Annotated in this window: 31 protein-coding genes and 1 tRNA gene; 17 read left to right on the top strand and 15 right to left on the bottom strand. The window is 67.3% G+C overall.

What is annotated here, in order from left to right:
- Window positions 1-228 precede the first annotated feature (228 nt).
- Entirely contained in the window at window positions 229-1662 is a 1434-nt protein-coding gene (locus tag AB0J64_RS32640) for a multicopper oxidase family protein (RefSeq protein ID WP_364035423.1), read from the top strand.
- A gap of 199 nt (window positions 1663-1861) precedes the next feature.
- Here the strand turns inward: AB0J64_RS32640 and AB0J64_RS32635 are convergent, their stop codons facing one another.
- The 4 genes from AB0J64_RS32635 to AB0J64_RS32620 form a co-directional block, all read right to left on the bottom strand.
- Entirely contained in the window at window positions 1862-2734 is an 873-nt protein-coding gene (locus AB0J64_RS32635; RefSeq protein ID WP_364035421.1) for an LLM class flavin-dependent oxidoreductase, read from the bottom strand.
- A gap of 68 nt (window positions 2735-2802) precedes the next feature.
- Window positions 2803-2961 (bottom strand): hypothetical protein, encoded by a 159-nt coding sequence (locus AB0J64_RS32630; RefSeq protein ID WP_364035418.1) that lies wholly within the window; start codon window positions 2959-2961, stop codon window positions 2803-2805.
- A gap of 517 nt (window positions 2962-3478) precedes the next feature.
- Entirely contained in the window at window positions 3479-4105 is a 627-nt protein-coding gene (locus AB0J64_RS32625; protein WP_364035415.1) for a DUF5919 domain-containing protein, read from the bottom strand.
- A complete protein-coding gene (locus AB0J64_RS32620; protein WP_364035412.1) occupies window positions 4093-4245 on the bottom strand; it encodes a hypothetical protein in 153 nt (50 codons plus the stop codon). Before AB0J64_RS32620 ends, AB0J64_RS32625 begins: the two co-directional genes overlap by 13 nt.
- A gap of 77 nt (window positions 4246-4322) precedes the next feature.
- Between AB0J64_RS32620 and AB0J64_RS32615 the strand changes: the two genes are divergently transcribed.
- Window positions 4323-4571: a tyrosine-type recombinase/integrase gene (locus tag AB0J64_RS32615; protein WP_364035409.1), complete on the top strand. Its 249-nt coding sequence runs from the start codon at window positions 4323-4325 to the stop codon at window positions 4569-4571.
- 273 nt (window positions 4572-4844) lie between these two features.
- Here the strand turns inward: AB0J64_RS32615 and AB0J64_RS32610 are convergent, their stop codons facing one another.
- From AB0J64_RS32610 to AB0J64_RS32595, 4 genes are all read right to left on the bottom strand, one after another.
- On the bottom strand, window positions 4845-5066 hold the full coding sequence (locus AB0J64_RS32610) for a hypothetical protein (RefSeq protein WP_364035406.1): 222 nt from the start codon (window positions 5064-5066) through the stop codon (window positions 4845-4847).
- 271 nt (window positions 5067-5337) lie between these two features.
- Window positions 5338-5796, bottom strand: a complete 459-nt coding sequence (locus tag AB0J64_RS32605) for a hypothetical protein (RefSeq protein ID WP_364035403.1) — start codon at window positions 5794-5796, stop codon at window positions 5338-5340.
- 131 nt (window positions 5797-5927) lie between these two features.
- A complete protein-coding gene (locus AB0J64_RS32600) occupies window positions 5928-6752 on the bottom strand; it encodes an inositol monophosphatase family protein (RefSeq protein ID WP_364035400.1) in 825 nt (274 codons plus the stop codon).
- Entirely contained in the window at window positions 6749-7621 is an 873-nt protein-coding gene (locus AB0J64_RS32595; RefSeq protein ID WP_364035397.1) for a DUF5919 domain-containing protein, read from the bottom strand. Before AB0J64_RS32595 ends, AB0J64_RS32600 begins: the two co-directional genes overlap by 4 nt.
- 154 nt (window positions 7622-7775) lie before the next feature.
- On the opposite strand from AB0J64_RS32595, the gene AB0J64_RS32590 reads away from it, so the two are divergent.
- The gene (locus AB0J64_RS32590) at window positions 7776-7934 is read left to right on the top strand and encodes a hypothetical protein (RefSeq protein ID WP_364035394.1); all 159 of its coding nucleotides are present in this window, start codon (window positions 7776-7778) and stop codon (window positions 7932-7934) included.
- Between the two features lie 437 nt (window positions 7935-8371).
- A complete protein-coding gene (locus AB0J64_RS32585; RefSeq protein ID WP_364035391.1) occupies window positions 8372-9103 on the top strand; it encodes a GntR family transcriptional regulator in 732 nt (243 codons plus the stop codon).
- A gap of 14 nt (window positions 9104-9117) precedes the next feature.
- On the opposite strand, the gene AB0J64_RS32580 is transcribed toward AB0J64_RS32585, so the two are convergent.
- Window positions 9118-9582: a DUF4279 domain-containing protein gene (locus AB0J64_RS32580; RefSeq protein WP_364035388.1), complete on the bottom strand. Its 465-nt coding sequence runs from the start codon at window positions 9580-9582 to the stop codon at window positions 9118-9120.
- Window positions 9583-9809: 227 nt separating this feature from the next.
- Between AB0J64_RS32580 and AB0J64_RS32575 the strand changes: the two genes are divergently transcribed.
- The 8 genes from AB0J64_RS32575 to AB0J64_RS32540 all read left to right on the top strand — a co-directional run bounded on the left by AB0J64_RS32575 (window position 9810) and on the right by AB0J64_RS32540 (window position 15540).
- Window positions 9810-10229, top strand: coding sequence for a plasmid replication, integration and excision activator (locus AB0J64_RS32575; protein WP_364035386.1), 420 nt, complete (start codon window positions 9810-9812; stop codon window positions 10227-10229).
- Complete coding sequence (locus AB0J64_RS32570) at window positions 10229-10501, top strand: hypothetical protein (RefSeq protein WP_364035383.1); 273 nt, start codon at window positions 10229-10231, stop codon at window positions 10499-10501. Before AB0J64_RS32575 ends, AB0J64_RS32570 begins: the two co-directional genes overlap by 1 nt.
- Window positions 10501-10788, top strand: a complete 288-nt coding sequence (locus tag AB0J64_RS32565) for a hypothetical protein (RefSeq protein ID WP_364035380.1) — start codon at window positions 10501-10503, stop codon at window positions 10786-10788. The genes AB0J64_RS32570 and AB0J64_RS32565 overlap by 1 nt, the downstream gene beginning before the upstream one ends.
- Window positions 10789-10988: 200 nt before the next feature.
- Window positions 10989-12293, top strand: a complete 1305-nt coding sequence (locus AB0J64_RS32560) for an FtsK/SpoIIIE domain-containing protein (RefSeq protein WP_364035377.1) — start codon at window positions 10989-10991, stop codon at window positions 12291-12293.
- A complete protein-coding gene (locus AB0J64_RS32555) occupies window positions 12290-12439 on the top strand; it encodes a hypothetical protein (RefSeq protein WP_364035374.1) in 150 nt (49 codons plus the stop codon). The genes AB0J64_RS32560 and AB0J64_RS32555 overlap by 4 nt, the downstream gene beginning before the upstream one ends.
- A complete protein-coding gene (locus AB0J64_RS32550) occupies window positions 12436-13986 on the top strand; it encodes a replication initiator (protein WP_364035371.1) in 1551 nt (516 codons plus the stop codon). The genes AB0J64_RS32555 and AB0J64_RS32550 overlap by 4 nt, the downstream gene beginning before the upstream one ends.
- A gap of 1 nt (window position 13987) precedes the next feature.
- Window positions 13988-14176, top strand: coding sequence for an excisionase family DNA-binding protein (locus AB0J64_RS32545; RefSeq protein WP_364035368.1), 189 nt, complete (start codon window positions 13988-13990; stop codon window positions 14174-14176).
- Window positions 14176-15540, top strand: coding sequence for a site-specific integrase (locus tag AB0J64_RS32540; RefSeq protein WP_364035365.1), 1365 nt, complete (start codon window positions 14176-14178; stop codon window positions 15538-15540). Before AB0J64_RS32545 ends, AB0J64_RS32540 begins: the two co-directional genes overlap by 1 nt.
- A gap of 103 nt (window positions 15541-15643) precedes the next feature.
- Here the strand turns inward: AB0J64_RS32540 and AB0J64_RS32535 are convergent.
- Window positions 15644-15717 (bottom strand) — tRNA-Gly (locus tag AB0J64_RS32535).
- A 106-nt stretch (window positions 15718-15823) separates the two neighbouring features.
- Here AB0J64_RS32535 and dcd point away from each other — a divergent pair.
- The 3 genes from dcd to AB0J64_RS32520 all read left to right on the top strand — a co-directional run bounded on the left by dcd (window position 15824) and on the right by AB0J64_RS32520 (window position 18193).
- The gene (gene dcd / locus AB0J64_RS32530; RefSeq protein WP_344998011.1) at window positions 15824-16399 is read left to right on the top strand and encodes a dCTP deaminase; all 576 of its coding nucleotides are present in this window, start codon (window positions 15824-15826) and stop codon (window positions 16397-16399) included.
- A 166-nt stretch (window positions 16400-16565) separates the two neighbouring features.
- Complete coding sequence (locus tag AB0J64_RS32525) at window positions 16566-17183, top strand: DUF47 family protein (RefSeq protein WP_106243913.1); 618 nt, start codon at window positions 16566-16568, stop codon at window positions 17181-17183.
- A gap of 5 nt (window positions 17184-17188) precedes the next feature.
- Entirely contained in the window at window positions 17189-18193 is a 1005-nt protein-coding gene (locus AB0J64_RS32520) for an inorganic phosphate transporter (protein ID WP_364035360.1), read from the top strand.
- Window positions 18194-18202: 9 nt separating this feature from the next.
- Here the strand turns inward: AB0J64_RS32520 and mshD are convergent, their stop codons facing one another.
- Window positions 18203-19108, bottom strand: coding sequence for a mycothiol synthase (gene mshD / locus AB0J64_RS32515; RefSeq protein WP_364035357.1), 906 nt, complete (start codon window positions 19106-19108; stop codon window positions 18203-18205).
- Window positions 19109-19216: 108 nt separating this feature from the next.
- Here mshD and AB0J64_RS32510 point away from each other — a divergent pair, with 108 nt between their 5' ends.
- Window positions 19217-21004, top strand: coding sequence for a bifunctional metallophosphatase/5'-nucleotidase (locus tag AB0J64_RS32510; RefSeq protein ID WP_364035354.1), 1788 nt, complete (start codon window positions 19217-19219; stop codon window positions 21002-21004).
- 63 nt (window positions 21005-21067) lie between these two features.
- Here the strand turns inward: AB0J64_RS32510 and AB0J64_RS32505 are convergent, their stop codons facing one another.
- A complete protein-coding gene (locus AB0J64_RS32505; RefSeq protein ID WP_364035351.1) occupies window positions 21068-21379 on the bottom strand; it encodes a pyrophosphatase in 312 nt (103 codons plus the stop codon).
- Window positions 21380-21411: 32 nt separating this feature from the next.
- Window positions 21412-22779, bottom strand: a complete 1368-nt coding sequence (locus tag AB0J64_RS32500) for an ATP-binding protein (protein ID WP_364035348.1) — start codon at window positions 22777-22779, stop codon at window positions 21412-21414.
- A gap of 160 nt (window positions 22780-22939) precedes the next feature.
- Here AB0J64_RS32500 and AB0J64_RS32495 point away from each other — a divergent pair, with 160 nt between their 5' ends.
- Complete coding sequence (locus AB0J64_RS32495) at window positions 22940-23923, top strand: reductase (RefSeq protein WP_364035345.1); 984 nt, start codon at window positions 22940-22942, stop codon at window positions 23921-23923.
- A 1-nt stretch (window position 23924) separates the two neighbouring features.
- Here AB0J64_RS32495 and AB0J64_RS32490 read toward each other — a convergent pair whose 3' ends face one another.
- Window positions 23925-25577: an FAD-binding dehydrogenase gene (locus tag AB0J64_RS32490; RefSeq protein WP_364035342.1), complete on the bottom strand. Its 1653-nt coding sequence runs from the start codon at window positions 25575-25577 to the stop codon at window positions 23925-23927.
- A gap of 45 nt (window positions 25578-25622) precedes the next feature.
- Window positions 25623-26012: a hypothetical protein gene (locus tag AB0J64_RS32485; RefSeq protein WP_364035339.1), complete on the bottom strand. Its 390-nt coding sequence runs from the start codon at window positions 26010-26012 to the stop codon at window positions 25623-25625.
- Between the last annotated feature and the right edge of the window lie 129 nt (window positions 26013-26141).

The raw sequence follows: 26141 nt of genomic DNA, 5'->3' as shown, positions 1-26141 counted from the left end.
CCTACCCCGGACGTGCCCGCCTCCTGTCAGCACGGGTCAGGCCATGCAGAACCAGCACGCAGGGGCTTCTCCAGTCACTCGGCCACTCTGTCCGCGTGCCTTGTTGCACAGCCTGCTCCAATGGCGGTCGGGACCGGCCAATCTTTGTGAAAATGCGGGTCAGCTCCGGTGTGGGCTGGCCGACGCCGGGCATCCACGTGGCTGTCCGCGTCGTTCACAAGGAGCGCCATGGCCTTGTCCAGAGCCGTCCTCTTGCTGGGGCTGGCCCTGCTGGTGGCGACCGGCTGCGGGACCACCGCCACAATGGAGGCCGCCCCCGGCGGTCCCGCCAGTCCGGCCACCCCGACCGCGCAGGCGCAGCCGGCCTTCCGCCAGCCGCGCGAGTTGTCGAGCCGCAACGGCCGCCTGCGCGTGCGGCTGGTCGTCGAGCAACGCGTGGTACGGCTCGCAGGCCAGGACGTCCGCGCGTTGACCTACAACGGCGACTTCATGCCGCCGACGCTGCGCCTGTTTCCCGGCGACCGGCTCGACCTGGAGCTGGTGAACCGGCTGGGAGAACACACCAACCTGCACACGCACGGCTGGCACGTCTCACCGAGGGACAGCTCCGACAACATCTACCTGCACATCATGTCGGGCCAGACCTACCACTACACCTACCAGCTGCCCAAGGACCTGGCGCCGGGCACGTACTGGTACCACTCCCACGCGCACCCGCTCTCGGAGGCGCAGGTGTTCGCCGGGCTGTCGGGCGCGATCGTGATCGAAGGGCTGAACCGGTACCTGCCGCCCGACCTCCATAACACGGCCGAGCTGCTCATCGCGCTGAAGGACTTTCAGGTGCACGCGGGGGCCATACCGACGGCGAACATCGACAGCAACGCCCCCACCACCCGGACCGTGAACGGGCTCATCAACCCGATCATCCACATCCGGCCCGGCGAGACGCAGATGTGGCGGCTGGCCAACATCGGCGCCGACATCGCCTACAACGTCCAGCTCCAGGGCATGCGCTTCCACGTCATCGCCCAGGACGCCAACCCCGTTGCCAGGGTCTGGAGCACCGACACGCTGCTCATGCCTCCCGGCAGCCGGTGGGACGTGCTCGTGCAGGGGCCGCCGGCGGGGCGTACCCGCCTGGTGACCCGGCCCTACAGCACCGGCAAGGACGGCGACTCCTACCCTGAGGCGACCCTGGCCACCCTGGTGTCCGCGGGGCGCGCCGTGACGCCCGCACGCCTGCCTGCGACGTTCGCCGCCCGGTACTTCGACGACCTGAGGAAGGATCCCATCGCCCAGCGGCGGGTCATCACCTTCTCCGAGGACGACCGGACCAACCAGTTCTTCATCAACGGCAAGCTGTTCGATCCGAACCGGATCGACGTGCGGGCGAAGCTGAACACCACCGAGGAGTGGCGGGTGCGCAACCTCGCCAACGAGGAGCACACCTTCCACGTGCACGTCAACGATTTCCAGGTGATCAGCGTGAACGGCAGGCCGTACCACGCCCGTAACTGGCAGGACACGGTGCAGCTCCCCGCACGCGGCGAAGTGGTGATGAGGACGAGGTTCAGGGATTTCGTCGGTAAGTACCCGCTGCACTGCCACATCCTCAACCACGAGGACCGCGGCATGATGGCCAACATCGAGGTCGTCCGCTAAGGGCGGTTACCGGGCCAGTTGATCGGGCAGACCCAGGCGGCGGTAGGTCTGCGGCATGCTTCGATCAGCTGGCCACCCCGGTTGGCCGCCCTGCCGGGACTCCCCTGGGCGAGGCGAGAGACGCCTCCGGACGGTGCCATTCACCGCCTCCCGCCTGCAGCGGCCACGCAGGTCGTTGCGGGATGTCGCCGGTGGCAGGTCAGGCCACGAGGTCGGCCAGGCGATCAACTTGATCCGGGTCGTGAGCCCAGCAGTAGAGCATCACCTCATCGGCGCCGAGATCGGCGAACCCGCTGATCGCGCTGCGGATCTGGTCCGCGGTCGTCACCATATGGACCTCATACGTGCCGGCCAGGGAGGCGTAGTAAGAGTCGATCGCCTGCTTGGCGTCCTCGACCACGCTCTGCGGCCCCAAGACCACGTTGACCTGGCCGACGAGGCGCGGCCTGCCCGCACGTCCGGCCACGGCCCACTCCTTTTCGGCCGTGCGGAACAACTGGTCGGAGCGCTCGACGGGCGTGGCGCTGAGGTAGCCGTCGCCCCAGCGCGCGACGCGCTTGAGAGCAGCCGGGACGAAGCCGCCGAACAGGAGCTCGGGGCCGTTCTCGCGCGCGGGGGCGGGGCCGATGGCACCCACCTGATCACCGTAGGGTCGGCCCGACCAGATCCGCTTCAGGACCGGCATCATCTCATCGACCCGGCGGCCCCGCATCGCATAGTCCGCGCCCACGGCCAAGAAATCCTCCGGGCGTGCGCCCACGCCGACACCAAGGGTGAGGCGCCCGCCGGACATCCGGTCCAGGGTCGCGCTCTGCTTGGCCAGCAGCACCGGCTCGCGCAGTGGCGCGAGCAACACCTCGGTCTGCACGCGGATCCTGGTGGTGGCTGCGGCGATGGCGGCCAGAGTGACCATCGGCTCGGGGTTGTCGTAGACGATGCGATCGAGCAGCCCCAGCGTGGTGAACGGCCCGGCTTCCGCGCGCCGCGCCCAGGTCAACAACGACGGAAGGTCGCTGATGGGCAGGCCAAGACCAACCTTCATGATTCTCCACCTCCGCGAGAGCGCCACCACACGGGTTCTCGTCGTACGAGTGTGCACCTGTTCGCCGGGTCTACCCGATTTGAACTCTAAGTAGCCCATCAATCGCATATCGTGACTAAAGTGCAGGTGGCCGCTAAAGATCGGGAAAAGGCGGCACGTTCGTCTTCGCCTTGCAGGCCACCGGAGTTGAGCGCCGCGATGGCGACCCAGTCGCCATCGCTGTCGCCCAGCTCGCGGAGCGCTCCGGCCAGTCGCATGCCCTCGAGAGTCAGCCCGACGAGCCCCCCGCGATCAGCAGTTCGCCAACATCCATCGCATCTACGGCCCCGAGAAGGAAGCCCTCGCGTCCTGGCCATCGAGATCGAACTCCTCGACCCGCTGTCCCGGGCACAGGTCCGCGACATGCCTCCGCCCGGACCGGGATGGTTTCTCCGGGTAACGGCCCCGGCCAACACACCTCTCCCCTGCTCTACGGCGGCCTGGCGCGACCTCCTACCTCAGGGTCACCATGAAGCAATGAGTGCTGAACCACCCGCCGCCGCTCCCGCTGCCCCGCCCGCTGACACCTCTGCGGGCGCACCCGACGCGACACCGGTGGCGCTGGCGCGGTACCGGGTCCTGGTGCCGCATCTGTACGACGGGGTGACGCTCAAGGCGGCCGCGGCCAGCGGCGGCGTGCCATATCGGACGGCGCAGCGGTGGCTGGCCGCCTACAAACTGGACGGCCTGCAGGCCCTGGCCCGGGCCGATCGCTCCGACAAGGGGCGGCGCAGGCTACCTGAGGAGCTGATCGCCTTCATCGAGGGGCTGGCGCTCAAGCCGCCCCGTCCGACGATCGCGAAGATCCATCGGCAGGCCGTCAGCGTGGCCGCCCAGCGTGGCTGGCCCAGGCCGGGGTATGGGTCCGTGCACGACATCGTGACCGGCATCGACCCGGCACTGCAGGTTATGGCGCACGAAGGGACCAAACGGTACCGAGAGGTGTATGAGCTGGTGCACCGGCGGGAAGCGTCCAAACCGAACGAGATCTGGCAAGCCGACGACACCGAGCTGGACATCTGGGTGATCGACTCCTCCGGCAAGCCCGCCCGGCCGTGGCTGACGGCCATCGAGGACGACCACTCCCGCGCCGTCGCCGGCTATGGTCAGGGTGCCGGGTACGTGCTCCTCATCGATCTCGCGTGCCTGGATGGCTTGTCCTTTGGGATCGAGGAAGAGGCACTTGATGTGGGTGCCGGATTCCAAGAGGCGCTTGAATTGGTGGTGGGGGTAGCTCTGGCAGATCGCGTTCAGCGATAGCCCGGCGGCCTTGATGTCAGTGGCGTGGTCGAACAGCACGGGCGCGGGATAGGCGGAGGAGAACGCAGCCCGGCTGCTGAATACGGCGGTCACATCTGCCATCCCGGGTAGGCGATGTTCACCGGGTCGGGTTCTCGCCTGGGTGGGGGCGCCTCGGTGCCGTTGCTGGTCGAGAACAGTTCCTTGGCGGTCTTGCCGGGGAACATGGCCTCCAGCACGCGGCAGTGGTCGGAGTACGGCAAGCCTTTGATCTCGCCACTGAGCCAGCGGTGGAGCTGGGCGCGGCTGGGAGCGCCGCCCTGCAAGGCGGGTTAAGGACATGGGACTTCCCGGTCTGCACTTCCATGATCTCCGTCACACCGGGAACATGCTGGCCGCGATGTCGGGGGCCGGTCTCAAGGACCTGATGGCCCGGATGGGGCACGACAACGTCAGGGCGGCCATGATCTACCAGCACGCGGTCAGGGGCGCTGACCAGGTGATCACGAATGCCATCGATCAGCAGCTCAAGCAGCACGACGAAGGCGACGATGACGGCTCGGTGGGCGTGCTGGCTCCCGTGGGCTAGTTGCACGCTAATTGCACGGAAGATCGAAATGAGTCCCAGAAACGATCAAAGCCAGGTCGGGAATCCATCCCTGACCTGGCTTTTCGTAGTGAGAGCGGGTGACGGGAATCGAACCCGCGCTGTCAGCTTGGGAATTGCAGCTATCACGGGCTCCCAACCCTGAGTTCCCTGGTCGACGGTGGTCTCGGGCCGGTCGTGAGTGACCGTGGTTGACCCCTTGTCACCGGGGTTAATGGCACGCTAATGGCACAACGATCACGGTGAATACCCAGGTCAGGGCCGCTCGGAGCGGTAGTCGAAGTACACGGTGAGGCTGGGCCGATCTCCATCCGGAGTGATCTCGCTGTGCATGATCAGGTCGTACACCTCAGCATCACCCAAGCCCTCTATGGTGTCGGCCACTCGACGTAGAAGGGCGGGAACGTCGCCCTGGCCAGGCCCCTCAGGGTTGGCCTGGGAGAAGTGGTGAATGGTGTAGGTGATCCGCTCGGACAATGTTTGCTCCCTTGATCGCGTCGCGGTACCGCAGCATAGGAGAGCGAGCGGCCTCGCGCCGCAGTCCATCCCCTGCCTGATCATCCCGTCTGCCGTCGACCCGCCCGTAGGGGAAGCGGGCCAGGGCCATGGGGTCAAGGTGGAGCTCCCTACTGGAAGAACGACCTTGGCCCCATGGCCCTGGTCTGCTCGGCTTGTCCCGGGTCGATGGCGGACGGGATGATCAGGCTTCCACCTCAGCCACTGACCAACCCTGGCCCGCGTGCGGCGATCATCCCGGAGCCGGAGCGCCCCCGCCGGAGGCAATCTCTTTGGCCTTGTGTCGCTTGAGTGGACGTCTACGGCGCTGAGTGAGCAGCACAATGAGTTCCTCAAGCTCATCCTCGGTGATCTCGAACTTGTCCCAGTACCGTTTGAGATCGGGAGAGTACGGATACAGCTCGGCTACGCCTGCTCTCGCATCCGCTGCAGCTTGCAAGAAGGACTTCACTGCGTCCACTGCGAGCTCCTGAAGTATGCGAGCTTGCTCCTCCTCGGAGATGGCGCGTGTGTACTGCACCCCAACATTCGGTGCTACTCCATGACGCGCAGCCTGGAGCTTGCTCGCTGCTGTGAGGGCAGCGTCGTATCGTGCTCGCGCCGCAAACCGCTGGTCGAACCGGCGCGGGAGATATACGCCGAGGGCCACACCTAGGAGACTCGCTAACGCCGCGATGAGCGGGGGGATCATGGGAAGATCCTAGGTCGCACGCGGCCCGAGCGCGGGCGCGCGCGAGAACGGCCCCCAGGCCGCACGCGCAGCGTGTGGCCGCGAACGGGCCGCGTGGCGGCGCGGAGCGCCGCCCTTGATACCTACAAGAACTATTCGGCAGTTCGCGGGCTATGTTTCGCGATCTTCTGCGCCTCGGCGATGAGTTCGACGAGGTCGGCCACGAGCTTGGGGCTGGTTGCGATGGTCGCGTGGGACGTCATGCTGTGCGGGCTGCCGTCGATGTCCACGACTGCGGCTCCGGCCTCGCGGGCGATGAGGACACCTGCGGCCGTGTCCCATGGGTTGTTGCTCAGCATGATGAGGGCGTCGGTCTTGCCGTCAGCCACCCACGCCAGATCAACCGCGGCTGACCCGAACATGCGAACTCGCTGCACGCGGGCGGCAAGCTCGTGGGTGAGGGCGAGACGAGGACGGTTTCGCTCCTGGGCGTTGTCGCCCACGGCGTAATCGCCGATGGACACGATGGCTGCGTCCAGGTCACGGGTGTCGCTGGCGCGGATCTCGGTCCCGTTGGCTTGGGCGCCTGCACCTTCGGCGGCGGAGTAGTGGGTGCCGAGGAACGGCAGGTCGATCACTCCGAGGATGGGCATGTCCTTGTCGACCAGGCCGAGGGAGACGCCGCAGAGCGGGATGCCGTGGAGGAAGTTCGCCGTCCCGTCCACGGGGTCGAGTGCCCACATCAGACCCTTGCCGGTACGGCCGATGCCTTCCTCCTCGCCGAGGAACCCGATGTCGGGCGTTTCCCGCGATAGAAACTCTCGTACGGCGTGTTCGACGGCGTAGTCCACTTCGGTGGCCATATCCCGATCACCTTTGGTGGTGACGACGCCGGGGGCCTTGGTGCGAATGATCTCGGTGGCGATGGAGACGGCATGCTCGGCGATCGGGAGGAGGGTCCGGGTGTCGATGGTCATACGGGTCTGCTCCGCTCCCACATCGAGGTAAACACCTGGTCGAAGACGGGGAACAACCCGTCGGCGGCAGTGTTGTCGGTGATCACGAGCGTAGGCGAGTCGACTCCGCGCGCCTGCGGCAGGTACGGCTGAACGACGCAGAGCCCCCGATCGACGAGAAGGATGTTGAAGCGAATTGTCTCGTCGTAGACGTGCAACTCAAGACGCTGGGCTGACTCGGGATCGAGCCGGTGACGCAGCCTGGTCAACATGCTGATGTTGAGCGCGGTCGACGTCGTCAGCGTCCCGTCTGTGTAGCCCTCCTCGGCCTCGCGGTCCCGGATGGCCTTGCCTTGCGGATCGAGGAACAGACACCGAATCCTGGTGCCGGTCTCCAACAAGCGCTTGAGCTGGTGGTCGGGGTAGCTCTGGCAGATCACGTTGAGCGATAGACCTGCCGCGTTGATCTCCTTCGCACGGTCGAACAGCGTCGAGGCCGGATAGGCAGAGGAGAAGGCGGCCCTGCTGCTGAACACGGCGCACACGTCGGCCAACTGCGGCACAGCGCAGACCTCAGGCAAGGGGCCGGCGGTTTTGGCTGGCTCCGGTTCGGTCCGGGGCGCGCGCACCTCGACACCGTTCGCCGAGAACAGCTCGTGCGCGGACCGGCCAGGAAACATCGCCTCCAGCACGCGGCAGTGATCGGAGTAGGGCAGGCCCTTGAGCTCCCCGGTCAACCAGCGGTGGAGCTGTGCGCGGCTGGGCCATCCACCCTGCAACGAGGGATCGACCTTCTTGGCCGCCTTGTCGTACTCCTTGCAGAACGTGCTGTACGTCTGCCAGTGGCGTTGCTTCAAGAGCGTCTTCAACAGGATCTGCTGATCGGTCATGATCCGCGCCTTGGGCTGGGGTGCCTTGTTCCCCCAGGTTAGCGACGGAGACGGGCTCGGAGGAGACAAAGACGAGACAAACAGAGACCGGATGATCAGAGACGGCACCCATGGGCGGTCGAGACGTGACACCCGGCTGGGCAATCCTCGCTGCATGACTGCGCGATGTGTCTCCTGCTCGGGGCGGGGCTGGAAGTACGTGAGCCTTCGCCGTTCCGTGGTGGCCGCCGAGAATCCCGGCGAGACGAACGCCGACGAGCGGCAGCGCGCTGCCTGCTGGCGCTGCAACGGCACGGGACGGGCGGCGTTGTGACCATGATCTCCCGGTGCTTGAGTCCGCACGCGTCCGCAGCCCATCCCGATCACATGTGCCTCGTGTGGCGTCCGCCGTACCGCGCTGAAGACCGGGTTCGCGTGATCGCCTGGACCTGCGATTGCCGCAGGCCGTTCTACGAGCTGTGCCATGCGGCGGGCGTCGCCTACATCAGGCGAACCCGCAGAAACGAGGTTCACGAGACCTATCGGTGGTCGGTCAGGGAGGCGCAATCGGTCTGGAGGGCGCTTCTCGACGGCCAGGCCCGATAGGCGGGCGCGGCGGCGTGATCGACTCCGGGTGTCTCACGTCGTCGCGCCTGGGAACCGACGGCGGACATGGTGAAGCGCAACCACCATGTCCGCCGTCTCTTCCCTTCCGGGTAGCAGACAGAGGCGTCAAACCCAACTAGGCTTGCCGACAAGTCGAGTTGTTGGATGGTCGTCATGTCGTCTGAAGAGTTCGCACCCCCGAAGTACGCCCAGATCGTCACGGCGATCCGCCAGAAGATCGCCGACGGAACGTATCCGCCCGGGTCACAGCTTCCTTCCGAGACGGAGCTGGTCCGCGAGTTCCGCGTGAGCCGCCCCACTGTCGTACGGGCGCTCCAAGTCCTCCAGCTGAGGGGCGTCATCGATCGAGAGCACGGCAAGGGCTCCTTCGTGCGAGCCGCTCCGACCGTCTCGGCAGAGGAATCCACCCGACCAGGCCGCGCTGTACTCGACCGCGTTGAGGCCGACGAGCATGGGACGCTTCTCTTCGCCGGCCTCGCCTCCGCCCCAGCCGCGGTGGCAAAGCTCCTCGACGTCCCTGAGGGCTCTGAGGTCGTACGCCGGAGCGTCCTGTTTCGCGACTCCGAGCGGCCAACGGACCTCGTCACCATCTGGTCATCGGTTACAGACTCCGGCTTGGAGTCCGCCGAGTTGCTGACGACGGGCATTCGGCAACAGCTCCACCATGCCAAGGGCCTGAAGCTGCAACACGTTGTCGAACGGCTCAGTGCTCGGCATCCGTCAGCTGACGAGGTCAAGGCGCTGCAGCTGCGCAAGACCTCGCCGGTTCTCGGCGTGCTCGCAAGCGTCTTCAACGGCGGTGGGCATCCCCTGCTCGTGGTGGACCTGGTACTCCCTGGCGACCTTCACGAACTTGAGGATGCCTACTCACTCTGAACCAACGCCGTCGATCAGGTATCCCCGTATTCATCAACGTCGAGTTCGGCTCGCGTGAGTTCCAAGAAGCGTAGAACCCGCCGGTCCAGATGCCACCCAAGCGGCCGAGGTGAGGGAACGCCAGGGATGTAAGCCTCCTCGTCGGCGGCGCTCTCCTCGTCGTCACCGAAGAAGCGAACCACCTGGAGAACAGCGGTGTTGCCCGGTTCCGCGCGGTCCAACTCCTCCGCGAGCATGCCGATCGCCTCTCCAAAGGGCTCCAGGCGGTCGATCAAGACAGCGATCATGTCGTCCACGGGCATGGAGGTTGAGCGAGGGCCGTTCATCTGCCATATGTGCACAGCTGGTCGGGGTGGATCGGCACGCTTGCTGCCTCGAACCGTGACCTCGTCGGGTTTGATACCGAGCCGAATCGCCATCTCTGCTGCGGATATTCGCTCGCTTTTAAGCGCAAAGTAGACATACTGGTCAACTTTCACAGGGCGACTCTAGGGCGTTAAGTAGTCCGCGACTGAATGGTTTGTCGCACCGGCAGGGGATTGCGGAGACGACCTGTAACCAATCCTCCTCTTTTGTCGCCAACCTCGGAAAACGCCTCCGAGAAATCTCGCTAACTTGTGTTGTCGAGTACGCGAAAGCGGGGTACCTTCATGACAACTCGACAAGACGAGTTAGCGACAAGACAACAGATTAAGGAGTGTGCCTCATGGCACTGCAAGGACCCATCCCCGTCACGTTCGACATGGTCTTCCCGCACGGCTGCTACATCGTCGGGGAGGTCGAGCCCGTCAAGGACTTCGACGCCTCGACCAACGGGCGCTTCGTTCAGGCCCGCGACAAGCAGACGAGTGAGCTCGTCTGGCAGGTCTCGGTTATGGACGCCGACCCGACCGTCAAGGCCGCGCAGAAGACCGTCTCGGTCAAGATCCTCAGTCCGGTGCAGCCGGTTGCTCCGGCGCCGATGCCGGGGCTGCCGTTCACGCCGGTCGAGTTCAACCACGTCACCGCCACGCCGTACGTCAACGGCAGCGGGCGGCTGGCCTACTCGATCAAGGTCCGTGAGATGCGGGCTCCTCGTACGGCTGGCCCCGGCAAGCCCGCCCCGGTCGCGAAGGACGCGGCCTGATGGCGCGGCGCAAGGACCACCCCGCCAGCATGATCAATCTCAGGGTCGGGACCGGTGCGGCGGTGCTCAATCATCCGTACCCGCAGCGGTCGCCGGTCCTGGGTCTGATCTTCGGCGGTACGCAGGTGCTCGTCACCACCTCGGCGGGCAATCACGTGACGCTCGATGACGTCGAGTTCGCGCGGTCTCTGGCCAGTGAGGCGGCGAAGTTCGCTCAGGCGGTGGAGCGCATGTTCCACGGCCTGCCCAACGGGCTGGGGGTGGCGGGCTGATGGCGCTCGACCCGTACACGTACCTCACGCTCTCGATGCGTCCCGGTGAACCGTCACGGGTGGGCGTCTCGTTCCACACGGTCGAGCTGCGCGCTCACTCCTGGGTGGGCGAGAACGGCAAGCCGTGCTTCGACCTGTCCACCTCGGAGGCGACGGTCACCGTCTCGACGGCGGGGCCGGTCACCGACCAGGACCTCACGATCGCCCGCGACCTCTTCAACGCCGCCGCTCACTACCTGGCCGATTGCGAGCGACTGCACTCCGCCGCCGAGAACGAGGCGGCCTGATGTACGGCGGGGCCGCCGGAAGCGCCAACTTCCCGCGGCCCCTTGGTCTCCCGCACACACCACATGCTTGGAAGGAATCCAGCCTAATGTTCAAGAGGATGCCCGGCGACGAGCCGCACCGCATCGTCTCGACCACCCCCGACACGGCGGTGGTCTTCAAACCGGCCGTGGTCCAGACCCCGGCCTTCATCACCTTCATCGTGTACGGCGGGCGCTTCGCCGCGGCGCTGATCCGCATCACCTACCGTCACCCGGTCGCGGTCGCCTTTCCGGTCGCCCTTGGCGTGATCTGGACTCTGTACGGCTGGCTGCTCGCGGCGAGTGCGTTCGGGGTCGTGCTCCTAGCCCTCACCGGCTGGGCCTTCGCCGACCGCGACTCATTCCAGAAGATCGCCGGATTCCGGCTGCTGGCTTGGTGGCGGCTCATGTCCACCTACCGGCGTCACTGGCAGTCGGTCATGGATGTGTCCGGCCTGGCCAAGCGTGTGCATGGCCGCGAGTACCTGCCCCGGCTGGTCAAGGTCACCTGCGACGGCTGGGCCGACCGCATCACGGTGAAGATGCTCAAGGGCCAGGCGGTCAAAGACTGGACCGACAAGACCGACAACCTCGCCCACGGCTTCGGCGTGACGAGCTGCCGCGTGGCGCTCGTGAAGGGCGGTCGGCTCATGCTGACCTTCCCGCGCTCCGACCCACTCGCCGCCCCGATCCCGGCCCTCCCCATCCCCATCACACCGACTGTCGGACCGGTCGAGATCGGCAAGCAAGAGGACGGCAAGCCCCTGAAGCTCAAGGTTCATGGCACCCATGTCCTGATCGCCGGGGCGACAGGGGCCGGCAAAGGCTCCTTCCTCTGGGACACCATCCGCGGGTTGCTCCCCGCGATGCAAGCGGGCCTGGTTGAGATCTGGGCGCTGGACCCGAAACTCATGGAGCTCTCGTTCGGGCGAGAGCTGTTCCATGGCCGGTACGCCGCCGACCCCGCGGACTGCGCCGACCTGCTCGACGAGGCCGTCAGCGTCATGCAGAAGCGCGCGGCTCGGTTCTCCGGACTCCAGCGCTCCCACGTCCCGACCGTGGAAGACCCGTTCGTCTTGGTGCTCGTCGACGAGGTGGCGTTCCTGACCGCCTACCAACCTGACAAGCAGCTCAGGCACCGCATCTCCGCCGCCCTGGCGACCCTCGCCACCCAAGGCCGTTCGGTCGGTGTCGGCGTGATGGCCGCGCTTCAGGACCCACGCAAGGAGGTCATGAACATTCGTAACCTCTTTCCGGACAAGATCGCCCTCCGCCTCGACGAATCCGAACAGGTGGACATGGTCCTCGGCGACGGCGCACGGGACCGGGGCGCACTCGCCGACCACATCTCGCCCGTCCCGGAACTGGGCGCTGGCATCGCGTACATGCGCCTCGAATCCAGTCCTGAACCCATCCGCGTCCGAGCCGCCTACGTCTCCGATGCCGATATCCGCGACATGGTCGCCCAGTTCAAGGAGGCCGCGTGAGCCTCGCCCACTTCCTCGACGGGCTCCGCTGCTCCGACTGCGGCGCGTTCGAGGCCCTATGGCTCGACTCCGTCCGCGCCCTGGTCGAGTGCACCGAATGCGGCTGCGCCGCTCTCACCGTCCCCGACGAAAGGAGGTCCGCATGACTGACCGCAAGACTCCACGCGCCATCCGCATGGCTCAGCCGCTCGCGCGAGACGTGGCCGAAGAGATCGCCAAGCTTCACGGCGTCTGCATCCGGCCGATCGCGCTTAAGCGGCTCGATACGACCACCGGCAAGACCGAGGTCGTTGATGTGCCCTGCGGCTCGCCTCTGGAGAGCAAGTGCCCGAGCTGCGCCAAGCGGAACAAGCAGCTTCGCATGGCTCAGTGCCGGGAGGGCTGGCACCTCGACCACGAACCGATCATCACGCCCGACGAGGCCACCGACGAACAAACCTGGCTTGTCGAGTTCCGGGCTGACATGCAGGCGCAGCGGGACCAGGCGGTGAAGGCCGGTGAGGACACCGCCGATCTGGACGCGATCCTGACCGGGCTCGACATCGAGATCAACGAGGCCGGAATGCGGGGCAACGTCCTCGGCCGGACCTCCGCGCGGCGGTTCCGCTCGACCAAACGCCGCCAGGACGCTCCCGACCTGCCCAGGCGCAAGATGGAGAACACCACGCTCGGGAGGACCTACAACGGCTACCGGCCCTCGCTCTTCGTCACCCTCACCCTCCCGTCCTACGGCAAGGTCAGCAACGGTGCCCCGGTAGATCCGGAGTCCTACGACTACGCGCATGCAGCTCGCGATGCCCTGCACTTCTCCAAGCTCGTCGATCGGTTCGTGCAGAACCTTCGCCGCGTGGCGGGCTACGACGTGCAGTACTTCGCGACCGTGGAGCCGCAGAAGCGCCTCGCCCCGCACCTCCACATGGCGATCCGTGGAACGCTCCCGCGCGCGGAGATCAAGCAGATAGCCGCCGCCACCTACCACCAGGTCTGGTGGCCCTCGGCTGACGAGCCGGTGGACTTCGAGCCGGTCTGGGCCGAAGACGGCTACCTCGACCCGAACACCGGCGAGTACCTGCCCACCTGGGATGAGGCGATCGACCAGCTTGACGAGCCCTCGCACGTGATCCGGTTCGGTGACCAGGTGGATGTCAAGGGCGTGCTCGCGGGCTCCAAGGATGCCGACCAGTGCATCCGCTACCTGTCCAAATACCTGACCAAGAGTCTCGGAGACACCGCCGAAGGACGCTCCATCCACGCGGCCCGCTTCGCCGACGCCCTCCGCTATGAACCCTGCTCACCCACCTGCCCGAACTGGCTCCAGTACGGTGTGCAGCCCAAGGGTGCCAAGGCGGGCATGGTCCCCGGATGCTGCCGGTCCAAGGCCCACAAGCCCGAACACCTCGGCTACGCCGGTCGTCGCGTCCTGGTCTCCCGCAAGTGGTCGAACAAGACCCTCGCGGAGCACAAGGCCGACCGCCGTACCTGGGTCATGGAGGCCCTCGGCGAACCCGACGAGATCTCGGACCCTCAGCGCTTCGTCTGGCGGCCGGTCCGAGCTGGTGACCCCGACATCGACCCGATCGGCGTCCGCCTCCTCCGCTCCGTGGCCGAACGTCAGCGCTGGCGGGCGCACCTCCGCGAACTGCAAGCCAGAGCCAGCGGCCAAGATCTTTCGGCAACTGGAGAGGCGGCCTGACATGGACCAACTCTTCACCGTCGACGAGGCCGCCGAGTCGCTCCACACCTCCACCCGATTTGTCCGCCGACTGATCGCCGAACGCCGAATCGAGTTCGTGAAGGTCGGGCGGCACGTCCGCATCCGTGAAACCGCCCTGGTCGCCTTCGTCATCGACGGCACCGTCCCACCCATGAGAAGGGCCTCCTGATGGCTAACAAGGACAACCACCGCCGTTTCGGCAACATCCGTCAGCTTCCCTCGGGCCGGTACCAGATCCGCTATCCCGGACCTGATGGACGTATGCGCACGGGGGAGGAGACCTACGAACGCAAGGGCGACGCGGACAGAGCGCTCACTCTCATAGAAGGAAAGATCCTCTCCGGTACCTGGACCGATCCCGAGCGCGCCAAGATCAAGCTCTCCGAGTATTCGGCAACGTGGATCGACCAGCGCGCGGGCCTCCGTCCTCGGACAGTTGATCTCTACAGATGGCTGCTCAAGAAGCACATCACGCCGTACCTCGGAAAGGTCCAGCTCGGGAAGCTCTCGACGGCGATGATTCGGCAGTGGCGGGCCGACCTGCTCGCCAATGGTGTCTCGGTGAGCATGGCGGCCAAGGCGTACCGGCTGCTGCGGGCCGTACTGATGACCGCGACCGAAGATGACCACATCCTTCAGAGGAACCCGTGCCGCATCCGTGGGGCAGGTGACGAGAAGGCAGAGGAACGGCCCGTGCTCTCCGCGGGGCAGGTCTTCGAGTTGGCCGACAAGGTTGGACGTCGTCCGATCGGCAATATCCGGGGCCTCAAGAAGGGGGAGGGGTACCGTATTCGATTCCAGCGTCATGGGGAGATGCGCACCCATCCGGAGGTCTTCCCGACGAGGGCTGAGGCTGAGCGGGCACTGTGGCGCATGATCGACGAGGGAAAGTCCGACTGCCTCCATGATCGGCGCTACCGAGCCTTCATCCTCCTCGCGACCTTCGCGAGCCTGCGATGGGGCGAGATCACCGCGCTGACCCGAGGTGATCTCGACCTCGATGCGGGAACGGTCCGCGTCCGGGTGGCCTTCGTGGAGCGCTCGACGGGCGAACTCGTTCTCGGGCCGCCCAAGTCCAAGGCGGGCAAGCGCGTGGTCGGCATCCCGCAGGCGATCATCCCGGCACTCCGCGAGCACCTCAAGATCTACGTGAAGCCCGAGTCAACCGCCCTGCTCTTCGCGGGGATCAAGGGCGGTCCTATGAGGCGGAGTGGCTTCAATCGGCTGGCTGGCTGGGCGGAAGCCGTACGGTCCATCGGGGTGCCGAACCTACATGTCCATGACCTTCGACACACGGGCAACATGTTCGCGGCGGGCTCCGGCGCTGGCCTCAAGGACCTGATGACCAGGATGGGACACGACAACGTCAGAGCGGCGATGATCTATCAGCACGCGGTCAGAGGTGCCGACCAGGTCATCACCGAAGCGATCGACAAGCACCTGATCGGGCACGAACGGGCACGCGATCTGGCACGTGATCAAGACGACAGCGACGAGGATGACCCGCCCGAACTGCTGATACCCACCGGATGATCCACAAGCCTAATGGCACGCTAATGGCACGGGAAGATCAGCCAGCCTTAACAAGATCAAAGCCCAGGTCTCGGAAACCACTTCCGACCTGGGCTTTCGTGTGTGGAGCGGGTGACGGGAATCGAACCCGCGCTGTCAGCTTGGGAAGCTGATGTTCTGCCATTGAACTACACCCGCATACGACCCCAACCCCGAAGCCGCGCCCCCCACTGTAGCGGAAACTTGGCGTACAACAGCAATCCCGGCCCCGCACAGTTTCCGGCCGGACGGTAAGTTGCTCACCGTGCTGCTATCTGACCGTGACATCCTTGCCGAGATCGACGCCGGGCGGCTTGCCCTCGATCCCTTCGACGGGGACATGATCCAGCCCTCCAGCATCGACGTACGGCTTGACCGGTTCTTCCGGGTGTTCGAGAACCATCGCTACCCCCACATCGATCCGTCCGTGGAGCAGCCGGATCTCACGCGGATGGTCGAGCCCGACGGGGATGAGCCGTTCATCCTGCACCCGGGTGAGTTCGTGCTGGCCTCCACCTACGAGGTCATCACGTTGCCGGACCACCTCGCGTCGCGGCTGGAGGGGAAGAGTTCGCTCGGGCGGCTGGGGTTGCTGACGCATTCGACGGCGGGGTTCATCGATCCCGGGTTCAGCGGGCACGTCACGTTGGAGTTGTCGAATGTGGCCACGTTGCCGATCAAGCTCTGGCCGGGGATGAAGATCGGACAGCTCTGCGTGTTCCGGCTCAGCTCGCCCGCCGAGCATCCGTACGGGTCGGCCAAGTACGGGTCGCGGTACCAAGGGCAGCGTGGGCCCACGCCGTCGCGGTCGTTCAGGAACTTTCACCGCACCAAGGTCTGATAGGGGCTCCCCCCGTTAAGGCAAAAAAAGATCTCAAAGTACTCTCTGTCCCGGTGTCGTAGAACATACGTGGGGTAGCCAGAAGGAGAAGGGGACATGAAGTTCGCATTTCGCCTGGTAGCCCGTACCCTCTACACGGACCATCCCCGCACATCTGGAGAACGACGTGCGCCTGCGTCTCACGCCACGTGAGGACAGCTATTACGACCTGTTCGCCGACTCCGCGAACAATCTGGTCACCGCATCCCGCCTGCTAGTTGAGATCATCAGCGACGGATCGGACAGGGAGGCCCTGGCCGAGAAGATGCGTGCTTGCGAGCACGCCGGCGATGAACGCACCCATGCGATCATGAACCGGCTCAACGAGAGCTTCATCACGCCGTTCGACCGCGAGGACATCTACCGCCTCGCGTCCAACCTCGACGACGTGATGGACGCCATGGAGGCCGCCTCCGACCTCATCGTGCTGTATCAGATCGACCATCTGCCGAAAGACGTGGTCAGGCAGGTCGAGGTGCTCGAGCGGGCCGCCGAGTTGACGGCCGAGGCCATGCCGCGGCTGCGGTCCATGAAGAACCTCAACGAGTACTGGATCGAGGTCAACCGCCTCGAGAACCAGGGCGACCAGGTCTACCGCAGGTTGCTGGCCAAGCTGTTCAGCGGGGAGTACGACGCGCTCACCGTCATGAAGATGAAGGAGGTCGTCGACGCCCTCGAAGAGGCGGCCGACGCCTTCGAGCACGTGGCCAACACCGTCGAGTCGATCGCGGTCAAGGAAAGCTAAGCCCTGTGGACCTCACGCTCGCCCTCGTCATCGGCGTGGTCGTCATCTCCCTGGCCTTCGACTACACCAACGGGTTCCACGACGCGGCGAACGCCATCGCAACCTCCGTCTCGACCAGGGCCCTGACCCCCAGGGCCGCGCTGTTCATGGCCGCGGCCATGAACTTCATCGGCGCCCATCTGGGCACCCAGGTCGCCTCGACGGTCGGCAAGGGGATCATCGACGCTCCGGACGGCCCCCACGGGCTGGTCATCGTGGCCTCGGCGCTCATCGGAGCGATCGCCTGGAACCTGATCACCTGGTACTTCGGACTGCCCTCCTCCTCCAGTCACGCGCTCATCGGTGGCCTGGTGGGCTCCGCGCTGGCCTCGGCCAGTGTGGTGCACTGGAGCGGCGTCCTCGAGAAGGTCGTCATCCCGATGGTGCTGTCACCGCTGATCGGGTTCACCCTGGCGGCCCTGATCATGATCGCGATCTACTGGATCTTCCGCCACAGTCAGCCGGGCAAGACCAACCGGGGCTTCCGCTACGCGCAGACCGTCTCGGCCGCCGCCATGGCGCTCGGGCACGGACTGCAGGACGCGCAGAAGACCATGGGTGTCATCTTCCTGGCGCTCACCGTCGGCGGCTTCGCCGCCCCGTCCGATCCGATCCCGCAGTGGGTCATCCTGTCCGCCGCCGGGGCGATCTCCCTCGGCACGTACGCGGGTGGCTGGCGCATCATGCGTACGCTGGGGCGGCGCATCATCGCGCTGGACCCGCCCCAGGGCTTCGCCGCGGAGTCGGCGGCGGCGACCGTGCTGTACGGGGCCGCCATCGGGTTCGGGGCGCCGATCTCCACCACGCACACGATCACTACGGCGATCATGGGCGTGGGAGCCACCAAGCGGCTCAGCGCCGTGCGGTGGGGGGTCGCCGGGAACATCGTGACCGCGTGGATCCTGACCATTCCGGCCGCCGCCGCGGTGGCCGCCCTGTCCTACTTCATCCTGCACGGGATAATCGAGTAAGCCCCCGGCTCACGCGGGCCCGTACATCACGTCCACGTCCCAGCGGTTGAAGCCGAGGGACTCGTACACCCTGATCGCCGCCGTGTTGGCCTCGTCCACGTACAGCATCACCTGGGCGAGGCCGCGCGAGCGCAGGTGGCACAGCCCGGCCAGGGTAAGCGCCTTGCCCAGGCCTGTGCCTTGTTGGGCGGGATCGACGCCCACGACGTACACCTCGCCCACGGGCTCGTGGCCGTGGGACGAGGAGCCGTGGATCTTGGTCCAGTGGAAGCCGGCGAGCCTGTCGCCGCGGAAGGCCAGGAAGAAGCCCTCCGGGTCGAACCACGGCTCCTGCTCGCGGCGGAGCAGGTCGTCCATCGTCCAGGCGCCCTGCTCGGGGTGGTGGGCGAAGGCCGCGGAGTTGACCTTGAGCCAGGCCTCCTCGTCCTGGCCGGGTACGAATGTGCGCAGCTGTACCCCGTCGGGCAGGGTGAAAGCCGCGAGAGGCGCGAAGAGGGATCGGCGCATCTGCCAGAGCGAGCGCACCCGCTCGAAGCCGAACTTGGCCGCCAGCTCCTCGGCCCCCGCGTGGTCGCCGTGCGCCCACAGGCGCGGCCTGCCGCCCGTCAGCTCCATGACCGAGCTCAGCAGGCGCGTGCCGTGTCCCTGGCGGCGGTGGCCGGGGTGGACGACGAGCTCCACGCTCGGACCCTCGACCTCGTCCGTGGGATCGACGTGGGCGTAGCCCACCAGAGCGCCGCCGGCCTCCAGCAGGAGGGAGCGGGCCTGCGGATCGCCGCCGTAGCGGAGGTGGAGCATCACGTGCTCGTTGAGCGGGCGGACGCCGTCGGCCTCCGTCGCCACCTCGACCAGGCCGAGCACCTCGGCGATCTCCGCGTCATCGAGCTGTTCCCTGACCTTCACGTGTACGCTCACAGAACGAACTCTAGGCGTCCGACTGGCAAATAACGCTAGGTGACAGCCTGGCAAATCGTTACCTTTGCGACATTGGCCGCATAGGTTCGGGCCGTAACGTCTTGGGGCATGACGTCTCGTTCTTTCCTCCGGCTGGCCATGGCCGGAGCCGTCGCCTCGGGTGCGGTCATGCTCGCCACCCTCCCGGCGGACGCGAGCAGCGGTGCCAAGACGGTCCCCGTACGGCTGCTCGCGCTCAACGACTTCCACGGCAACCTCGAGCCTCCCACCGGGTCCTCCGGCCGCATGGTGGACGAGAACGGCAAGACCGTCGATGCCGGTGGCGCCGCGTACGTGGCCACGCACATGAAGGCGCTGGCCGACAAGAACACGATCGCCGTGGCCCAGGGCGACCTCATCGGGGCGACCCCCCTGATCTCGGCGGCCTACCACGACGAGCCGTCGGTCGAGTTCATGGGCAAGCTGGGGCTCAAGGTGGCCGCGGTGGGCAACCACGAGTTCGACGAGGGCTACACCGAGCTGCGGCGGATCATGAAGGGCGGCTGCCACCCGGTGGACGGCTGCTCGCCCGCCGGCCCGTGGAAGGGCGCGGCGTTCGACTACGTGGGCGCCAACGTCCTGTTCAAGAACTCCAACGAGAAGACCGACGCGCTCGCCGCGCTCGGCGGCTCGAGCTCGCCGCAGGTCAAGCAGGTGCTGTCGGACTGGGGCGTGCCTGCTCTGCCGCCGGTCAGCATCAAGTGGATGAACGGCGTGCCGATCGGCTTCATCGGCCTGGTCACGCAGACCACGCCCAGCATCGTGACGAGCGAGGGGATCAAGGACCTCAAGTTCGTGGACGAGGTCAAGGCCGCCAACGTCGCCTCCAAGCTGCTGAAGCTGGTCGGGGTGAAGGCGCAGGTCGTGCTGGTGCACGAAGGCGACCAGGTGACGGCCGGGCAGTCGCCCGACGCGTGCAGCGCCGTCCCGGGGGCGGGCAACCGCATCGCGACGCAGGTGGACCCGGAGATCGACGTCGTGCTCAGCGGGCACTCGCACCAGGCGTACCTGTGCAAGGTCAAGGACCCGGCCGGCAACGACCGCCTCTACTCGCAGGGCGGCTCGTTCGGGCGGGTCATCACGCAGGTGGACCTGAACGTGAACGTCAAGACGCACGACATCGACCGCGCTTCGGTCGTGGCGGACAACCACGTCGTGACCCGGACAGTCACCCCTGATCCCGAAATTTCGGCGTTCGTTCAGACGTGGAAGGACCGCGTCGCGCCCGTCGCCAACAAGCCCGTCGGCACGATCACCGCCGACATCACGAACGTGGCCGCGCCCTCCGGCGAGTCCCCGCTCGGCGACCTCATCGCCGACTCCCAGCTCGCCGCCACCAAGACCGGCGGCAACGCCCAGATCGCCCTGATGAACCCGGGTGGCGTGCGCGCGTCCCTGACGTACGCGACCTCCCCGGCGAACGAGGGCGACGGCGTCGTCACGTACGGCGAGGCGTTCACGGTGCAGCCGTTCAACAACCTCATGCAGGTCGTCACGCTGACCGGCGCCCAGCTCAAGACGGTGCTCGAGCAGCAGTTCACCGGCGGCCCCAACAACCAGGCGTTCACCAAGATCCTGCAGCCCTCGGCGAACTTCACCTACACCTACAGCCGGGGCGCCGCCTGGGGCTCCAAGGTGTCCGACATGAAGATCGACGGGGTTCCGGTGACGGACACGCAGTCGATCCGGGTCGCGGCGAACAACTTCCTGGTGGGCGGGGGTGACGCGTTCCTCGGCTTCAAGGACGGGACCGACCTGTGGAGCGGGCCGCTGGACATCGACGCCTTCGTCGAACACCTCGGCGAGAACAACCCGGTGGCCCCGCCGGCCACCAACCGCATCACCGCGGTCGACTGATCCCTTCTCACGGCCCCTACGGCCCCGCGGCCCGTCCGGCTCTGCCCGGGCGGGCCGCCTTGCTCACTTCTCGGTTTTCCAGGCCAGCCACTTCCGCGCGACCTCCTCCTCCAGGTCCACCCCGTGGTGGTGGGCCATGAGGAGCACGTGGCACAGCACGTCGGCCAGCTCCGCGCGGAAGTCGGTCTCGAGCTCCTCCGCCGTGCGCCCCTTGGTCCTGGCCCGGCCCGTGCGCATGAGGAACGCCTGCGTCAGCTCCCCGAGCTCCTCCTGGAGCTTGAGCAGGAACCAGGTGTCGTCGCGTTCGATCCCGAGCCGTTCCGCGTACTGGCTGGAAATGGATTCGATCTCGGTGGAGAGCCCGCGCAGGTCCATGCAAGGGAGTGTAGGAGCGACTCCTGGGTCAGTCACGGTGGGCCGTACAGCGGGAGGACGGCCACGAAGCGGGCGCCCGGTGAGTGGTCGGCGATGGTGAGGCTGCCGCCGTGGGCGGCGGCGATCTCCCTGGACAGCGGCAGGCCCAGCCCGCTGCCCTCCTTGTCCTTGACCCTGGCGCTCTCCAGGCGGGTGAAGCGCTCGAAGACCCGCTCGCGGTCCTGCGGCGGGATGCCCTCCCCGTCGTCGGTCACCGTCACGACGACCTTGTCACCCTCGACCGCCACCTTCAGGTCGATCCGGCCGGCGGCGTGCCTGGTGGCGTTGTCGAGGAGGTTCGTGAGGAGGCGGTCGAGCTGCAGGGTCGAGCCGAAGACCGGGGCCGCGGCACACAGGTCGGGGACGATGGGCACCGGAGAGCCTTCGCGGCGGCGTACCTGTTCCTGAGCCACGTGGGCCAGGTCCACCACGCGGCGCTCCGGGACCGCGCCCGCGTCGAGCCTGGCCAGCATCAACAGCTCCTCGATGATGCCGGTGAGGCGGTCGGCGGCGGCCAGCGCCCGCTCGCCCGTGACCTTCCAGTCCGTCTCGTCCGGGTAGGCGGTGGCCACCTCCAGCTGGGCGCGGAGGGCGGAGATGGGGCTGCGCAGCTCGTGCGAGGCGTCGGCGACGAAGCGGCGCTGGGTCTCGGCGGAACGTTCCAGGCGGTCGAGGGTGTCGTTCGTGGTGGTGGCGAGGTCGGTGATCTCGTCGCCGGTGTCGGGCACGGGCACGCGCCTGCTGAGGTCCTGGCCGGTGATCTCGGCCATCTCGGCTCGGATGCGTTCGACGGGACGCAGGGCCGACCCGACGGTGACCCAGGCGATGCCCGCGACGCTCACCAGGACGAGCGGGGTGCCGACGAACACCACGAGATAGACCCAGATGAGGACCCGGTCGACCTCGGCCAGGGAGGACGCCCCGTAGACCGTGACGGGGCCTCGGGGCGTCCGCACCGTGAGTGCCATGATCAGGTAGTGGCCCTCGGCCTCGTCCGGGCTGCGGTAGACGGTGCGCTCGGCGGTGTAGAGGGTCTCGGCCTTGGGGGCACGGAGGCTCGTCACCTCCAGGCCCTTGGGGACGCTGTGGCTGCTCGCGACCACCGTTCCGTCCGCCGAGACCACCTCAAGCAGGTGGACGCGCGTCGGGGGCTCCAGCGCCGGGGACAGCTCTCCCGTACGTGCCTCGCTCGCCGCCCGCCGCACGGCCGCCTCGACCCTGGCCTGTACGACACCGCGCAGGTTGTCCGGCACGGTGCTGAGCGTGATGGCGGACGTGACAGTGAAGACCAGCGCCGCTATCAAGGTCGCGACCGCGGTCAGGCGCGCCCGGATCGAGCGCGGAAAGAGCCGTCTCACCATCCCATCCCATCCCCCCTCTGCGTCACTGTGTGTGACATTTACCCTTCGGACGGCGATCGCAATATGGCCTCTCGTGAGCGCCCCGGGCTTTCGCTTCTGGCGATTCCGCTGACGGCGTGACACCTATCGCCCGGGAGGCGGGAGGGCCAAGGTGGACGGCATGAGGCTTCTGGTGCTGGGTGGTACGGAGTTCGTGGGGCGGGCGGTCGTCGAGGAGGCGCAGGCGCTGGGCTGGGAGGTGACGACGTTCAACCGCGGCAGCCACGAGCCGGCGGCGGGTGTGACGGCGTTGCGCGGTGACCGGACTGCGCCCGGCGGGCTGGCCGCGCTGCAGGGCGGGGAGTGGGACGTGGTGGTCGACACCTGGTCGTGGGCGCCGTACGCGGTCAGGGACACCGCGTCGCTGCTGGCCGGAAGGGCAGGCCACTACGTCTACGTCTCCAGCCGCTCGGTCTACACCTACCCGGTGGCGTACGGCGCGGACGAGAGCGCGCCCGTCGTGGAGGCTTCGGCCGATGACGGGGACGGCGATTACCCCAGGAACAAGGCGGGGGCCGAGCTGGGCGCGGTCGCGGCCTTCGGCGACCGGGCGCTGCTGGCCCGTGTGGGCACGATCATCGGCCCGTACGAGAACATCGGGCGCCTGCCGTGGTGGCTGAACAGGATCGCCCGCGGCGGCCCCGTGCTCGCCCCGGCGCCGAGAGACCTCGCCCTGCAGTACATCGACGCCCGTGACCTGGCCATCTGGTGCCTGGAGGCGGGCCGGCGCGGCCTCGGCGGGGCGTACAACGTGGTGAGCCCGATGGGGTTCGTGACGACGGGGCAGCTCCTGGAGACCTGCGTGAAGGTGACGGGATCCGACGCCGAGCTGCGATGGGTCGAGGCCGAGCGGATCCTGGCGGCGGGGGTGGAGCCGTGGAAGGACCTGCCGATCTGGCTGACCGGCGAGGACTACGACTTCATCCACGGTGGCGACGTGTCCAAGGCGCTGGCGGCGGGTCTGCGGTGCCGGCCGCTGGAGGAGACGGTGCAGGACACGTGGACGTGGCTGCAGAGCATCGGCGGCCGGGCCCCGATGCGCCCCGACCGCCCCACCCTCGGCCTGGACCCGGAGGTGGAGGCGCGGCTGTTGCGGCAGGCGTAGGTCAGCCGGCTGCGGCGCGGCCGGCCTGGCGCCCGGAGAAGAGGCAGCCGCCCAGGAAGGTGCCCTCGAGAGCGTTGTAGCCGTGCACCCCGCCACCCCCGAACCCGGCGATCTCCCCTGCCGCGAACAGCCCGTCGATGGGCCGCCCGTCCAGGCCCAGGACGCGCGAGTCGAGGTCGGTCTGGATGCCGCCGAGCGTCTTCCGGGTGAGTACGTGCAGCATGACCCCGATCAGCGGTCCGGCGGCCGGATCGAGGATGCGGTGCGGCGTGACGGTGCGGCCCAGCCGGTCGCCGAGATAGCGGCGGGCGTTGCGGATGCCCTGGATCTGCGAGTCCTTGCTGTACGGGTTCGCGACCTGCAGGTCGCGGGCCTCGATCTGGCGGCGCACGAGGTCGGCGTCGAGCAGCGGCTCGATCGTGAGCTGGTTCATCTTGGCCACGAGCTCGTCCAGGGTGTCGGCCACGACGAAGTCGGCCCCGTTGCGCTTGAAGGCCTCCACCGGGGCGGGGGCGCCCTTGCCGAGGAGGCGTTCGCGGAGGAACGCCTTGCGATCGTTGCGCGTGATGTCGGGGTTCTGCTCGGAGCCCGACAGCGCGAACTCCTTCTCGATGATCCGCTGGGTCAGCACGAACCACGAGTGGTCGTGGCCGGTGCCGCGCAGGTGGCGCAGCGTGCTCAGTGTGTCGTAGCCGGGCAGGCAGGGGTCCGGCAGCCGCCGTCCCAGCGCGTCGAACCACATCGAGGAGGGCCCAGGCAGGATCCGGATGCCGTGGCCCGGCCAGATCGGGTCCCAGTTGCGCAGGCCCTCGGTGTAGTGCCACATGCGGTCGCGGTTGACCAGCCGTGCCCCGGCCTCGGCGCTGATGTCCAGCATCCGGCCGTCGACGTACGCGGGCACGCCGGTCACCATGCTCTCCGGGGCGCTGCCCATCCGCTCGGGCCAGTAGCGGCGCACCAGGTCGTGGTTGCCGCCGATGCCGCCGCTCGTGACGATCACCGCGGGCGCGGCCAGCTCGAACTCGCCGACCTCGTCGCGGTTGGATGCGGCCCCGCGCGGCGAGTCGTCCTCGGCGAGCAGCGTGCCGCGCACGCCTTTCACGGCGCCGCCGCTCATGACCAGCTCGTCCACCCGGTGGCGGTGGTAGAAGGTGACCAGCCCGCGGGCGGCCGCCTGCCGCACCCCGGCGACGAACGGCCTCAGCACGCCCGGCCCGGTGCCCCAGGTGACGTGGAAGCGCGGCACGGAGTTGCCGTGCCCGTCCGCGCGCAGGTCGCCGCGCTCGGCCCAGCCGACGGTGGGCAGCAGCTTGATGCCGAGCCGGTCGAGCCAGGCGCGCTTCTCCCCGGCCGCGAACTCGACATAGGCGCGCGCCCACCGTACGGCCCAGGAGTCCTCGTCCTCGAGCCGGTCGAACTGGGCGCTGCCCTGCCAGTCGTTCCAGGCCAGCTCGAAGGAGTCCTTCACCCCCATGCGCCGCTGCTGCGGCGAGTCGACCAGGAACAGGCCGCCGAAGGACCAGAATGCCTGGCCGCCCAGGTTGGCCGCGCTCTCCTGGTCGACCACGGCGACCTTCTTGCCCTTGGCGGTGAGTTCGCAGGTCGCCACCAGGCCTGCCAGGCCGGCTCCGACGACGATGACGTCAGCGTTCATGCGCCGATGATTGCGTCTGCGACATCTCCCGGTCCAGGGGGGCTGTCACGCGCCGTTCGTCTCCAGCAGGCGGTCGAGTCTGAGCGCGAGGTCGATCATCTCGCACCGGAGGGAGTCGAACTTCTCCATGATCTCGGACTGGGTGGACTTGAAGTGCTCGTTCGTCTGCGCGCGGAAACCGGCGATCTCCACGATGAGAGCCTCGAAGTCCTGGCCCACCTCCGTGCGGACGTCCGCGATCTCGGCCTTCAGCTCGGCGAGGCGCATCGCCGTCTCCGGGACGTGGGCCGGCGGGCCGGGCCTGTTCGGGCCGGTCTGTGCCGGTACGAGGCCGGAGTGGTGGGAGCGCTGGCCGGGGTTCCTGCCGGAACGCACGAATGTCTCGAGAGCTGCCACTCGGCGTTTCAAGTCGAGGATCTCTGCCTCTACGTTCACGCACTCCTACCTTCGCCATGGCCGCCCCGGGCCTCACTCCGTGTGTGCACATGATGGCAAGCGGTTCATGATCAGGAGCGATCGATCGCCGAAGCGGGTGCGGATTTTCCGAAAGCCGGCGCTGAGGGC

It is taken from the genome of Nonomuraea sp. NPDC049695 (assembly GCF_040674955.1).
GTDB classification, from domain to species: Bacteria; Actinomycetota; Actinomycetes; order Streptosporangiales; family Streptosporangiaceae; genus Nonomuraea; species Nonomuraea helvata.
Note: the sequence above shows the minus strand (reverse complement) of the source record. Positions and strands in the feature narration are given on the sequence as shown.

Excerpts from the sequence above, each read along its gene's own strand:
- AB0J64_RS32640 (WP_364035423.1), top strand. The coding sequence starts at position 229 with ATGGCCTTGTCCAGAGCCGTCCTCTTGCTGGGGCTGGCCCTGCTGGTG.
- AB0J64_RS32630 (WP_364035418.1), bottom strand. The coding sequence starts at position 2,961 with ATGCGACTGGCCGGAGCGCTCCGCGAGCTGGGCGACAGCGATGGCGAC.
- AB0J64_RS32625 (WP_364035415.1), bottom strand. The coding sequence starts at position 4,105 with ATGGCAGATGTGACCGCCGTATTCAGCAGCCGGGCTGCGTTCTCCTCC.
- AB0J64_RS32615 (WP_364035409.1), top strand. The coding sequence starts at position 4,323 with ATGGGACTTCCCGGTCTGCACTTCCATGATCTCCGTCACACCGGGAAC.
- AB0J64_RS32605 (WP_364035403.1), bottom strand. The coding sequence starts at position 5,796 with ATGATCCCCCCGCTCATCGCGGCGTTAGCGAGTCTCCTAGGTGTGGCC.
- AB0J64_RS32600 (WP_364035400.1), bottom strand. The coding sequence starts at position 6,752 with ATGACCATCGACACCCGGACCCTCCTCCCGATCGCCGAGCATGCCGTC.
- AB0J64_RS32595 (WP_364035397.1), bottom strand. The coding sequence starts at position 7,621 with ATGACCGATCAGCAGATCCTGTTGAAGACGCTCTTGAAGCAACGCCAC.
- AB0J64_RS32590 (WP_364035394.1), top strand. The coding sequence starts at position 7,776 with ATGACTGCGCGATGTGTCTCCTGCTCGGGGCGGGGCTGGAAGTACGTG.
- AB0J64_RS32585 (WP_364035391.1), top strand. The coding sequence starts at position 8,372 with ATGGTCGTCATGTCGTCTGAAGAGTTCGCACCCCCGAAGTACGCCCAG.
- AB0J64_RS32575 (WP_364035386.1), top strand. The coding sequence starts at position 9,810 with ATGGCACTGCAAGGACCCATCCCCGTCACGTTCGACATGGTCTTCCCG.
- AB0J64_RS32570 (WP_364035383.1), top strand. The coding sequence starts at position 10,229 with ATGGCGCGGCGCAAGGACCACCCCGCCAGCATGATCAATCTCAGGGTC.
- AB0J64_RS32565 (WP_364035380.1), top strand. The coding sequence starts at position 10,501 with ATGGCGCTCGACCCGTACACGTACCTCACGCTCTCGATGCGTCCCGGT.
- AB0J64_RS32550 (WP_364035371.1), top strand. The coding sequence starts at position 12,436 with ATGACTGACCGCAAGACTCCACGCGCCATCCGCATGGCTCAGCCGCTC.
- AB0J64_RS32545 (WP_364035368.1), top strand. The coding sequence starts at position 13,988 with ATGGACCAACTCTTCACCGTCGACGAGGCCGCCGAGTCGCTCCACACC.
- AB0J64_RS32540 (WP_364035365.1), top strand. The coding sequence starts at position 14,176 with ATGGCTAACAAGGACAACCACCGCCGTTTCGGCAACATCCGTCAGCTT.
- AB0J64_RS32510 (WP_364035354.1), top strand. The coding sequence starts at position 19,217 with ATGACGTCTCGTTCTTTCCTCCGGCTGGCCATGGCCGGAGCCGTCGCC.
- AB0J64_RS32505 (WP_364035351.1), bottom strand. The coding sequence starts at position 21,379 with ATGGACCTGCGCGGGCTCTCCACCGAGATCGAATCCATTTCCAGCCAG.
- AB0J64_RS32500 (WP_364035348.1), bottom strand. The coding sequence starts at position 22,779 with ATGGTGAGACGGCTCTTTCCGCGCTCGATCCGGGCGCGCCTGACCGCG.
- AB0J64_RS32495 (WP_364035345.1), top strand. The coding sequence starts at position 22,940 with ATGAGGCTTCTGGTGCTGGGTGGTACGGAGTTCGTGGGGCGGGCGGTC.
- AB0J64_RS32490 (WP_364035342.1), bottom strand. The coding sequence starts at position 25,577 with ATGAACGCTGACGTCATCGTCGTCGGAGCCGGCCTGGCAGGCCTGGTG.